Source organism: Cellulophaga sp. BC115SP, assembly GCF_009905545.1.
In the GTDB taxonomy this organism is placed as follows: Bacteria; Bacteroidota; Bacteroidia; order Cytophagales; family Spirosomataceae; genus Flectobacillus; species Flectobacillus rivi.
Genome location: NZ_JAAALB010000005.1, coordinates 125,803 through 138,066 on the forward strand (window position 1 = coordinate 125,803; position 12,264 = coordinate 138,066).

General features: G+C 36.5%; 9 protein-coding genes. 8 read left to right on the forward strand and 1 reads right to left on the reverse strand.

What is annotated here, in order from left to right:
* The 8 genes from GVN22_RS05960 to GVN22_RS05995 all read left to right on the forward strand — a co-directional run bounded on the left by GVN22_RS05960 (position 1) and on the right by GVN22_RS05995 (position 11,292).
* Complete coding sequence (locus GVN22_RS05960; protein WP_166550133.1) at positions 1-696, forward strand: LytTR family DNA-binding domain-containing protein; 696 nt, start codon at positions 1-3, stop codon at positions 694-696.
* A gap of 177 nt (positions 697-873) precedes the next feature.
* Positions 874-2,349 (forward strand): serine hydrolase, encoded by a 1,476-nt coding sequence (locus GVN22_RS05965; protein ID WP_166550134.1) that lies wholly within the window; start codon positions 874-876, stop codon positions 2,347-2,349.
* Between the two features lie 153 nt (positions 2,350-2,502).
* Positions 2,503-4,101 carry a serine hydrolase gene (locus tag GVN22_RS05970; RefSeq protein ID WP_166550135.1) on the forward strand — a complete coding sequence of 533 codons (1,599 nt, stop codon included), beginning with the start codon at positions 2,503-2,505 and terminating at the stop codon, positions 4,099-4,101.
* A gap of 57 nt (positions 4,102-4,158) precedes the next feature.
* The gene (locus GVN22_RS05975; RefSeq protein ID WP_166550136.1) at positions 4,159-4,845 is read left to right on the forward strand and encodes an HAD family hydrolase; all 687 of its coding nucleotides are present in this window, start codon (positions 4,159-4,161) and stop codon (positions 4,843-4,845) included.
* A gap of 303 nt (positions 4,846-5,148) precedes the next feature.
* A complete protein-coding gene (locus GVN22_RS05980) occupies positions 5,149-7,581 on the forward strand; it encodes a TonB-dependent receptor (protein WP_166550137.1) in 2,433 nt (810 codons plus the stop codon).
* A gap of 20 nt (positions 7,582-7,601) precedes the next feature.
* The gene (locus GVN22_RS05985) at positions 7,602-8,756 is read left to right on the forward strand and encodes a DUF4249 domain-containing protein (RefSeq protein ID WP_166550138.1); all 1,155 of its coding nucleotides are present in this window, start codon (positions 7,602-7,604) and stop codon (positions 8,754-8,756) included.
* A 142-nt stretch (positions 8,757-8,898) separates the two neighbouring features.
* Entirely contained in the window at positions 8,899-9,972 is a 1,074-nt protein-coding gene (gene hemH / locus GVN22_RS05990; RefSeq protein WP_166550139.1) for a ferrochelatase, read from the forward strand.
* 432 nt (positions 9,973-10,404) lie between these two features.
* Positions 10,405-11,292 (forward strand): EamA family transporter, encoded by an 888-nt coding sequence (locus GVN22_RS05995; RefSeq protein WP_166550140.1) that lies wholly within the window; start codon positions 10,405-10,407, stop codon positions 11,290-11,292.
* 153 nt (positions 11,293-11,445) lie between these two features.
* Here the strand turns inward: GVN22_RS05995 and GVN22_RS06000 are convergent, their stop codons facing one another.
* Entirely contained in the window at positions 11,446-12,018 is a 573-nt protein-coding gene (locus tag GVN22_RS06000) for a DNA-3-methyladenine glycosylase (RefSeq protein WP_166550141.1), read from the reverse strand.
* Positions 12,019-12,264 lie beyond the last annotated feature (246 nt).

Genomic DNA, 12,264 nt, shown 5'->3' on the forward strand with positions numbered 1-12,264 from the left:
ATGAACCAAGCTATCCAAGCTATCGCCATCGACGACGAACCCAAAGCCCTAGAGGTAATTCAAATTCATGCAGAAAAAGTGCCGTTTTTAGAACTAAAAGCGATGTTTACCAATGCTTTTGAAGCCTTAGATTATTTGAGAACCAATCAGGTGGATTTGATATTTTTGGATATACGAATGCCCGATATTACGGGCTTGGAGCTGCTTTCTAGTTTAACCTCTAAACCTTTTGTGGTATTTACCACTGCTTATTCAGAGTATGCTGTTCAGGGCTTTGAAGTAGATGCGTTAGATTATCTTTTAAAGCCTTTCTCTTTTCCAAGATTCTTGAAAGCTTGTAACAAAGCTAGTGAAGTCATTCAGAAATCTGCTAAAACTGCTCCCGAATCCATATTTCTGAAGACGGGATATCATGAAGAAAAAGTTTTTCTTGACGAAATCCATTATATCGAAGCCGAGGGAAATTATCTCAATGTGATTTTGACAGAAAGAAGATTGGTTGTAAGAATGACCCTCAATGAAATGTCTGAGTTGTTACCCACAAACTTATTCCTACGTATACATCGTTCGTATTTGATTGCGCTCGATAAAATAGAAAAAATAGCCAAAAACGCTGTAGAAATCAAATCCAAAGAAATTGCCATTGGTGCCAGTTACGAGGAGGCTTGGGCTGAAGCCAAGGCTAAATTGAGATAAATTTCTCTATTTGATGGTCAATTGTAAGCATTTGAATCTCAAATTCAGTGGATGGAATGCTATTGCCTGAATTTGAGGTATTACATTTTAAAGAAATTAAATAAACCTCTTTATTCTTCTCATTTTCAATCAATACAAATTAGAAACAAACCTAAAACATTTTAAACATTTCAATTTATGAAACCAATAATCATAATGCTTCAGTGGGCAAGGCTATATTCTTCACCCTTTCTTTTTTTATTTACATTTTTAAGCACTACGCTGTTTGCCCAGCAACAAAATAGTTTAAATAATGGAGTTTACACGATTTTAGACAATAATGCCGATAATTTGCTCAGAAAGTCAAAAGCCTATTCAGTGTCTATCGGGCTCATAAAAGACGGAAAAGTTTATACAAAACATTACGGGGAACTCGATAAAGGGATAGGTAATAAAGCTGATAACCAAACAAGTTTTGATGTCGCCTCTGTGACAAAAGTGATGACTGGGCATTTAATGGCAAAAGCTGTTTTGGAAAAGAAAGTCAAGCTTGACGATGACATCAGAAAATACCTCGATGGGTCATATCCAAATTTAGCTTTTCAAGGTATTCCTGTAAGAATCATAGATTTGGTTTCGTTTAAAACTGCTTTTGATAGAGAAATTCCCGATAACAGTCAGATTAGAAAGATTAATGATGATAGTACTTGTTTTCGCATTAAGAAAATGGATGAAAGTTATAGCAAAAAACAATTTTTGGAAGACCTCAAAACGATACAATTAGATACTATCCCTGGCAAAAAGCATAAATACAGCAATACAAGCCTCGAATTGTCGGCGCTTATTTTAGAGAAAGTGTATCATAAAAACTTTGAAACGCTTTTAAACGAATACTTTTTTGCTGTAACAAAAATGAATGCTACCAAGCGTAATTTGAAAGTAGATAGCAACATTGCCAATGGATACAGCAGCAATCATTTATTAATGCCCAATAGCTACACTAATTTATGGGCCGCTGGTGGATACAGAAATTCAACGATGAACGATTTAATCAAGTTTTTGTCCTTTGAGTTAGATACAAAAAACAAAATAGTGCAAGAATCACAGCGCAACCTTTCCGATAGCGATCAATCTTGGAATGGCTATTTTTGGGACGAAATCGGAGTGTCCGAAAATGGGAAGTATTGTTATAAACACGGTGGTGCATTTGGAACAAACACGCTATTCATGGTTTACCCCGAATTACAAATAGGGATATGTATTATCGTAAATATTACTGGCGAAAACACCTTTGGGAATTTATACGAGACAGTAGCCGAAATGGTACAAGATTTAGAAGCCAAATCGTCCGAAAAAATAGATTATGGTTATAAATTAACTGATGACAAAGTGGTTTTCAGTTATCAACACAACAAGAAGCTAGACCCAAAATTAATAAAAAGTATATCGGTTGCTGGTTCATTTAACGATTGGAATCCGAACAATAAAGCTTACCAAATGCTTTCAAAAGGCAAAAATGTCTATGAACTTGAGTTGCCCAAATCACAATTTGAAAGAGGTAGAACTTATGCTTTTAAGTTTGTGATTAATCAAAACAGTTGGCTATTGACTCCCACAAATGCCTTGAATACTGATAAAACAGCAGACAATAACCTGACTTTTAAAATTGATTAATAGAAAGGATAACCCTTGAAAACCTATTGGTAGATTTCTACCTAAAGTCACAGTAAAATCCAATCGCATTCTTTTATTGAACCATGCCGAAATGTATTTCGGCGGTAGGATAGACTATTGCCCAAACCTAAATCTTTTTAAACCAATCATCTTATGAAACAGATATTAGTTGCGTTACTTTTTGTGATAAGTCAAAGTGCTGTTTTGGCTCAAAAAAATGCTGTGATAGACGATTTATTGAGTTCTTACGAAAAAATCAACCAGTTTAGCGGCTCGGTATTAGTGGCAGAAAAAGGAAAAGTCATTTTTGAAAAAAGCTATGGTTATCGGAATGCGGTCAAAAAAGAAAAGAATACCAATAATAGCAAATATAGGATTTACTCTACGACGAAAGTTTTTACAACCATTGTTATTCTAAAACTCCAAGAACAGGGTAAGCTCTCGTTGGAAGATAAGCTTTCAAAGTATTTTCCGAGTTATACCAAAGGAGATAGTATTACGATTAGAAATATGGTGTCGCATACCTCAGGAATTCCCGAAACTGAAGAGTCAAACAACAAGGAAGAACTGTTAAAACAACTTTTGACCAAACCACTCGACTTTTCGGTTGATACCAAATGGAGTTATTGTAATACGAATTTTTATCTGCTAGGATATATCATTCAAAAGGTAACGGGACAGCCTTATGAAGAAGTTATTGCCGAGATGATTCTGAAGCCTTTTCAAATGACGCATAGCGGTTTTCATTTCAATGATTTGAAAGATGAAAATAAAGCACTCGGTTATGAATTTATAGTTGGTGAAAATTCTAATGAAGCATTACGTTTTAAGTCCGATCATCCTTATGCTGCAGGAGCCATGTATTCGACCGTAGAGGATTTGTACAAATTTAGTGAGGCATTTTATACAGGTAAAATCATTGACACTAATTTGGTCAAATATATGTGTAATCCTTATTTAGAAGAGCATTATGGACTTGGACAAGAGGTGTACAGGATTCAAAACTCTGATAAAATATTGTTTGGTCACGGCGGACTTGGTCCTGGTTACAGATGTAGATTTATCAGAGACCGTGAGCAAGAAATTGCTATCATCATATTAGCCAATTCAGAGATGGTGCCAGTAGACAAAATCGCAGAAGAAATAACAGGTATTGTATATGGTAAGTCGCAAAAGAAAATCGAGGTAGGTAAAGTAACTCAAAACGATTTGCACCAAATAGAAGGGATATACTCTTCAAAAGAAGGGACTTTTTACGTAAGAATAGTAGATGGAACGGTGGTATTTAATGGAAGTATACTTCCACGAGTTCCGCTGATTCCAGTGACAAAAACTTTATACAAATTGGTTGATAGTTTTACTTTTAACTTCAAAACTGACCAATTTGGCAAAATAAAAGCCCTTACTGTTACTAATTTAAGAGGCGTTAAAACCGCAGAAAAAATATCAGATACTTTTCCTTGGGGAATTATTGGAACGGCGACAACAAGCGGTTGGGATGGAAAAGATATTGTGATGCAAACTAAAAAGGGTAATCCCAATCTATTTTATCTCAAAAACTATCCATTAAATGCGGGAGAATTAAGATTTCGATTAAACAACGATTGGAATAATAGCTTGGCGCTCAATAACGATGACAAAAACCTATGTTATGATGGATACAACATCAAAATAAAAGAAACAGGCAAATATGATATAACGTTGGATATGAGGGTAGCCTCAAAGCCACGGTTTTCTTTGAAAAAATTATAAAGTACAACCTCTCTTGTATATTTGTTAGAAAAACCATCCATTTTTATTTTCTAAGAAATGAATAAACTAAAAGTTATTGCTTTTGATGCTGACGATACCTTATGGGTGAATGAACCCTATTTTCAAGAAGTGGAAAAGAAATTTTGTGAAATGATGGAAGATTATCATCCACAACACACCATTTCTAGGGAATTGCTCAAAATCGAAATTGCCAATCTATCGCTTTATGGTTACGGAGTAAAAGGCTACATTTTGAGTATGATAGAAGCCGCGCTGCATATTTCGGGTAAAACCTTATCGATAGAGGCTATTCAAAAGATTTTGGAATTGGGAAAAGAAATGCTTGAAAAACCTATTGAGCTTCTTGATGGAGTAGAAGAAGTATTACAACAACTTCAAGGGAAATATCGCTTGGTCGTGGCCACCAAGGGAGATTTGCTTGACCAAGAACGAAAACTCAAGAAATCGGGTTTGGAAAAATATTTCCACCATATAGAAATCATGTCTGACAAACAAGAGGCTGACTATCAAAAATTGATTCGACATTTGGACATAGCACCTGAGGAGTTTATGATGATAGGAAATTCTTTGAAGTCAGATGTTTTGCCAGTACTAAAATTGGGAGGAATAGGCGTACATGTGCCTTATCACACCACTTGGGCACATGAAACGGTCGAGCATAAGGTCGAACACGAAAATTTTTATCAGTTCGCTCATGCCAATGAAGTACTGGCTGTTTTATAAGGAATGGCTAAACCCTTCAAATTTCGAAATTTGAAGCACAATTAATGTTATTAGTATTTTTTATGTAGTCGCAACTCTTGCAGTTGCCGCATTCAAAATGGCAACCTCAAGGGTTGCGACTACATAAATTTTATTTTAATGAAATGCTCATCCTTCCATTATTCTGCTAGTAGATAAAATCGCCTGCCTTATCGTAGCACTGTTACCGTTGGTATAGAATCAGGGCAGCAAATGAGGAAAATTACTTATCTTGCCGTTTTTACCAACAATGAGACGATTGTCTTTCCTCAAACACTTATTTACATGATTCAACAACTACGTAAAACAGCATTATTGCTGAAAATTCTATTGCTATTGGTAGCCGTAGAAAGTTCAAACTCCTGTTATGCCCAAAATAAGACTTTGACTAACCTCCTCGAAATCGGCGGGAAAGTAACCGATTCACGCACGGGAGAGCCTATCGCTAACGCAAGTGTCTCGCTTGATTTCAAAAAATCTGGGTTTATAAGCGATTCTTTAGGGGTATTTAAACTGTATTTGCCCAATGGCGAATATGTAGTCAAAGTAAGTGCAGTAGGTTACAAACCCTTTAGAACACGGGTGGTACTCACCAAAAATGTCCAACTCTCCATCCAACTTGATGAAATCAGCAAAACCTTAGAGGAGGTAATTGTGTCGAGTCAAGCTATTCGAAAGGATATTCAAACCCCTTCGCTCGGAGTAACCCTTCTCAATATTAAGGGTATCAAAAAACTTCCTGCCATGATGGGTGAAATTGATATTATTCGCTCAATCCAAACGCTTCCTGGGGTTTCCTCAGTTGGAGAAGGATCAAATGGTGTTAATATTCGTGGAGGCAATGTAGATCAGAATTTGATTTACATTGACGATATGCCCATTTTCAACCCTACCCACTTGTTTGGTTTGTTTTCGGTATTTGCATCCGACGCAATTCGTGAGTTAGAACTTTATAAAGGAGGTATCCCTGCCAGATTTGGTGGGCGTAGTGCAGCAGTATTGGATATCAAGGTGACAGAGCCGAGTACTGAGAAATTTAAATTATCTGGTGGTATAGGTTTAGTCTCCAACCGAGCGATGGCTGAAATACCTATTGTAAAAGAAAAACTCTCTGTGTTGGTAGCTGGTAGAGTTTCCTTCAACGACTTCTTATTTAAGTGGTTAGCTCCAGATAATATGAAAGGTACAAAGGCAAATTTTTATGATTTTGCCTCAAAGGTATTTTATCGTCCTAATAAGAATAATACGATTACATTGTCAGCCTATTTGAGTAAGGATTATTATCAGGTAGACTCGCTTTTTAGTCTTGAGAATGTTATTGCCTCGAAAACTCAGTTTGACTATGGACATCAAAATGCTTCTATTCATTGGAGTCATTATTTTGGTCCAAAATTAAGTATGGAGATTGTGGGAGTTACCAGTTTGTACAAAACTCGAACTTATGCTCCTGACTCAGTGAATAACATTGACTTGCGCAATCAGGTTTTTTACAATAACCTGAAGGCTCAATGGGATTATTTGCCCGATGAAAAACAGAAGATTAACTTCGGTATCAGTGGTATTCGTTACGATATTCAGCCAGGAAGTTTGAATAAGGACGTGAAATCACGTATTGCCGCGGTAGAAATACCTAAAGAACAAGGAATGGAATTTGGGATATTTGTCGATGATGAGTACAAGTTTAATAACAAATTGACCATTCAGGCAGGCTTGCGATATGCCCATTATTTGGCTTTGGGAGCAGGAACCGTAAATACTTATTTGACCACCGAACCCAAATCTTTAAACACAATCGTTAGTACTAGAACCTACGGAAGTGGAGAAGTAATGAAATCTTACGGCGGTTTCGAGCCTAGATTGACGATGAAATATTCTATCGACGAGAAAAATACTTTGAAGTTGGGTTATAACAGAATGCAACAGTTTTTCCAACTTATTTCCAATAATACCACTCCTTTACCTACTGCTCGTTGGAAATTGGCAGACGAATACGTAAAGCCGCAGTTCAGCGATTTTTATACGATTGGTGGTTTCCACTCATTTAAAGATGATATTTGGGAGCTTTCAGCTGAAGGGTATTACCGAAATGCACAACATATTTTGGATTATGTTTCAGGCGCAAATTTGCAATTAAATAAAAACCTCGAAACTCAAATAATATCTGGAAAAGGAAAGGCCTACGGTTTAGAGTTAATGCTGACTAAAAGAAGAGGCGAGGTAAACGGTTGGTTGAGCTATACTTACGCAAGAAGTTTGCAACAAATGCTAGGCGATTTTCCAAGTGTTCAGCAGATTAGTAGTGGCGATTGGTTTCCTTCGAATTATGATAAACCTCATAATTTTAATATGTTGGTCAATATTCAGCCGTCAAAACACCATAGCTTCTCCTTTACATTTGCTTATCAAACAGGTCGCCCTGTTTCATCGCCTGTAGGTTTGTTCCAAATTGATAATCAAAGGTATCCCGTATATATTGCTCGTAACAATTCTCGTATTTCTGATTATCACCGTTTAGACTTTTCGTGGACGATTACCAACCCATCTCTAAAAGAAAAACGTTGGGAAGGTAGTTGGACATTTACCGTGTATAATATTTATGCACGACAAAACGCCTATTCGGTATTTTTCAAGCCTGTTGCCTATGGCGTACGCCCGTATGAGCTAAGTGTGTTTGGTGCACCATTTGTTTCGTTGACCTATAATTTCAAGTTCTTATAAAACTTATTCCAGCTATTGTTATGAAGCGTTTTTCGTATTTATATATCATCATTTTTGTATTATTCAATCTAGTAGCTTGTATCAATCCTGTCAGTGATTTTGAGCAAGCAGCTTATTTGAAATTTATTACCGTAGAAGCTTCCTTATCTGACCTTACTGAGGCACAAAAGGTTAAGCTCTACTGGTCTGCCGACCGAATCGACGGAACGAGCGGTTTTACACCAATCACAGGTGCGAAGGTATGGCTAACAACAGCCTCTGGTTCGACGATTAATTATGTAGAATCAGGTGTAACCTCTGCGAAGGGCGTTTATTCATCGCCTGATACATTCAAGGGAGTTGTTGGGGAAACCTATACTTTACATTTTCGCTTGTCGAATGGAAAAGAGTATGAGTCCTCACCTGAAAAAATGCGCAAGGCTCCAGAGATTGAGAATTTAATTACAAGATTTGAAATCAATGACGTTTACAGTAAAGCCGATCCACGAAGAGCAGGATTTAATATATATGCAGATTTTCAAGATGACCCAGCGGCAGGAGATTATTATCAATGGTTTTGGAAACATTATGAAAGAGCTGAGTTTTGTGTGACTTGTTATAGCGGGGCAAAATATAACTTTGCAACAACCAATTGTGACCCTCCTCGTATTCCGACAGATGAAGTTTGGAATTATATCTGTAGTGCCCCGTGTTGGAATTTGACTTTTAGTAATGAGCTCAATATTATGTCTGACGCCCTAATGAATGGTCAACGATTGACTGGAAAAAAAGTCGCTAGAGTGCCTTTCGATAATTATTCAAAATACTACTTAAGACTCGAACAGCGCTCTATTACCAAAGATGCCTACGATTATTATCAAAGCTTAAGTAATCAAACTCAGAATACTGGTACCTTATTTGATGTACCTGCCGAAACTCGCTTCAGTTTAAATATAAAATCTAAAACTGACCCGACGGAGAAAATCCTTGGCATTTTTGATGTTTATGCCGTTAAAAAACGAGTTTTTTATATAGATCGTCAAACAGGAGTGCCCGCTGATGAAAGACCTCTTGTGAATTTTGGGGTAGGCGAAGTATATTCTTGTCCGCCAGGCGCACCAAATTGTCAGGATCGAGTACCATGTTTAGAAGGGCTATATCGTACACCATTTAAACCAGAAGGTTGGATAGATTAAAAGCAAGTCATTTTCTAACTTTCATAAATTCTTAAACAAAAGCAGAAGAGTTAAGTTAAAATTTAAGAAACCTTTTCGAACTTTGTATCGTAGGTTTGTTATCCCACACTAATAGGATGCCTGTATGGGCAATTTAACTCAGATGGAAATAGTAAAAACTCAAAACACGCAAACTTCTGTGACCACTTCTCAAAAAAATATGAAAACTGGTGTTCTAATTGTCAATCTTGGAACCCCCGATTCGCCCAATACACCAGATGTGAGAAAATATCTTCGTGAATTTCTGATGGATGGTAGGGTTATTGATATTCCAGTAGCTTTTCGTTGGATGTTGGTCAATTTGATTATCGCACCATTTCGCTCTCCAAAGTCAGCCAAAACTTACCAAGAACTATGGGAAGATAGAGGCTCGCCTTTAAAGTTTTATGGAGAAGATGTGGAGGCAATGCTCCAAAAAGAACTAGGAGAGGAGTTTGAAGTAAAATTAGCCATGCGTTACCAAAGTCCAAGTTTGGATGTTGTGTTAGAACAGTTCAGAAATTCGGGCTACCAAAAAATCATTGTGATTCCGTTTTTTCCACAATATGCTTCTGCCACAACAGGTTCGGTGTACGAAAAAGTGATGAAGATTGTTTCGCAGTGGCAAATCATTCCTGAAATCAAGTTTGTTAATACCTACTACGACCATCCGAAGTTTATCGAGCATTTTACCACAGCTGCACGTAACTACATGGCTTCACATGAATATGACTACTTTATTTTTAGTTATCATGGTGTGCCAGAACGTCAGATTCGTAAAGGGGATTGCACAGGCAAGACTTGTAATTTTGGTTCATGTTGCGATACAATTCATTCTTTTAATCAGTATTGCTACAGAGCACAATGTCATGAGACAACACGACTGATGGTAAAAGAATTAGGTTTAAAAGAAGGGACTTACCTTACAACTTTCCAGTCTCGTTTAGGTAGAGACCCATGGATACAACCCTATACCGAAGATACCATTAAGAAACTAGCTAAAGAAGGCAAGAAAAGCGTGCTAGCATTTTCACCAGCGTTTGTGTCTGACTGTCTCGAAACAACCATTGAGGTGGGAGAAGAGTATAAAGAAGTTTTTGAAGAGTTAGGCGGAGAGCATTGGCAACTCGTAGAAAGCCTAAATAATTCTCCAATTTGGGTAGAGTTATTGAAGGATTTAGTTACCAAAAATTCTTAGGTTTAATACATATTTGGTTATATTACTTTACCCGTCTTGTCTTACTCATATTGATGCAGACAAGACGGGTAATTTTTTACACCTTGTTAAATGTGTTCAGGAATTCCTGTAAATTTGTTTTTCAGGTTGGGCATTTCGTGAGAAATAGTCGTAAATAAACTTATATGATTGAGTATAAAATTAAGGGTTTAAGTCATATACAAATGTTTAAAATCGAGGAGCCTCTCTTGTGAAAATGTTGTGAGGTTATATTTGTTTACTCTTTAAGAGAAAAAACTCATAAAATGTTATGAAAAATGATAATATACTTAAAACTAAAAAAGATATAAAGACTTTTATAGTAGCTATTTTGAATCCTCCTACTCATGGACAAGGACTTAAAAAAGCTCAAGACGCATATCTTAAACACAAAATCAACTTAACAAACTAACCATGCTATCTCTAATACTTAGCGTACTTTTTTCCGTATTGTTACTGGTCAATTTTAGACTTCATCCCAATTTTAAGGTAAATACATTTCAGGCAATTATTTTAAATTATCCCGTTTGTTTTCTTACTGGACTATTGATGATGCCAGCCCAACAGCATTTCGAATTCAATTTTTTCAATACAGGCTCACAATATGCTTTGTTATTAGGAATAGGATTTGTCGTGACATTTATTCTGTCTGGCATCTCAACGCAAAAAATGGGTATGACAGCTACTTCTTTGGCGAATAATATCTCTTTGGTTATTCCTGTTATTTTTAGCTTGTTGTTTATTACAAAATCTGGCAGTTTTGATGCGCTCAATTATGCAGGCTTGGCATTGGCAATTGGTGCGGTAGGTTTAAGTACTTTTAAAAAAGAGGAGGCAAAAGGTACAGACACTAGCCGTAATTGGTTATTACCTCTGGCGGTATTTGTCATGTATGGTATCACAAATACAACTTTTAACTTTCTGTCGGCAGAGTTTATCAAGACAGACGAACAGCGCATTCCATATACCCTTACGATTTTGATTGGCTCAATGGTTTTTGGTGCTTTAGTATTGATTTATCGTAAAATCCAATTGAATGAGAATATTAACTTTAAAAGTGTATTGGCTGCATTTCCATTAGGTATCCCTAATTTTTTGTCTTTTTACTTTTTACTAAAAGCACTTAGTGATTACGATAACAATGGAGCTTATGTGCTGCCTTTGTATAATATCAGTGTCATCATGGTATCATCTTTGGTGGGAATTGTTTTCTTTAAAGAAAAACTTAGCAAACTTAATTATCTGGGTTTGTTGCTGGCGCTAGTCGCCATCTTTCTCATCAATCATCAAGGATTTTTCTGAAATAAGCGTTTTTCTGAATTTTAAAAAGGCGGTCGAGTAATTAATTTCGACCGCCTTTTTTGATACTTTATTTCAAAATGACACCTCTTTAGACGCAAAGTATTGCGTCTCTACGGGTAAAATGTAGCTTTTAAAAATCACTCTCTCAATTATTTATTTCTTACTGATAAATGTACTTCCTTTTATATAAAATCTATAAGGTAAATCTGCACCTTGTGTTATGCCAATGCGAGTGGTGGTGAAAATCTTATCGTCGGCTATTGGACTTTGAGGAGGAATCAAGCTGAGTGCATCTGTTTGGACATTCCAAAAATTCATGTCCATTCGAATGCCAAAAGCCTGAACTAACTTGGCTGGACCTGAGCAGAGGTTTTTAATAGATGCTGTATTTCGCCTAATTTTCATTAATTCTATACCTTGAGTAGGTTCGAGAGCACGAATTAATACTGCTTCGCCTATACCTTCATCATTTCCTGATATATTGAAACAATAGTGCATACCATAAATCTGATAAACGTATATAGTGCCTGGCTTTCCAAACATAGCAGCGTTTCGATTAGTCTTTGTTCTATAGGCGTGACAGGCAGGGTCGCCTTGTAAATAGGCTTCAGTTTCAACAATTATTCCTTCATAGCGTCCATCTTCTGAATCAAGTCTCAAGCTCCATCCCAATAGCGATTTGGAAAGTTGAAGGGTATCTAAGGTTAACAAGTTTTCTACATTCATATTTTAATGGTTTATGGACAAATAAGTTAGTGGGCAAAATTTAATTAATTTTACCAGCAATAGGCTGTAAGCCATACGCCATACGCCCTAAGCTAAAAGTTAAATGTTTTTTATAAAAGAATTTAAGCTTTTTGCCTATGGCTTACAGTCTAAAGCGTACCATTAATACTAATAAAGCCTCTTGTGGAAGCTTTGAAAGGGCGAGCAGACATAAAATGCTCATATATTTCTCCATCTACCCATAAT

What these genes read in the sequence shown, in the direction of transcription:
- GVN22_RS05960 (WP_166550133.1), top strand. Translation starts at nt 1, where the DNA reads ATGAACCAAGCTATCCAAGCTATCGCCATCGACGACGAACCCAAAGCC.
- GVN22_RS05965 (WP_166550134.1), top strand. Translation starts at nt 874, where the DNA reads ATGAAACCAATAATCATAATGCTTCAGTGGGCAAGGCTATATTCTTCA.
- GVN22_RS05970 (WP_166550135.1), top strand. Translation starts at nt 2,503, where the DNA reads ATGAAACAGATATTAGTTGCGTTACTTTTTGTGATAAGTCAAAGTGCT.
- GVN22_RS05975 (WP_166550136.1), top strand. Translation starts at nt 4,159, where the DNA reads ATGAATAAACTAAAAGTTATTGCTTTTGATGCTGACGATACCTTATGG.
- GVN22_RS05980 (WP_166550137.1), top strand. Translation starts at nt 5,149, where the DNA reads ATGATTCAACAACTACGTAAAACAGCATTATTGCTGAAAATTCTATTG.
- GVN22_RS05985 (WP_166550138.1), top strand. Translation starts at nt 7,602, where the DNA reads ATGAAGCGTTTTTCGTATTTATATATCATCATTTTTGTATTATTCAAT.
- hemH (WP_166550139.1), top strand. Translation starts at nt 8,899, where the DNA reads ATGGAAATAGTAAAAACTCAAAACACGCAAACTTCTGTGACCACTTCT.
- GVN22_RS05995 (WP_166550140.1), top strand. Translation starts at nt 10,405, where the DNA reads ATGCTATCTCTAATACTTAGCGTACTTTTTTCCGTATTGTTACTGGTC.
- GVN22_RS06000 (WP_166550141.1), bottom strand. Translation starts at nt 12,018, where the DNA reads ATGAATGTAGAAAACTTGTTAACCTTAGATACCCTTCAACTTTCCAAA.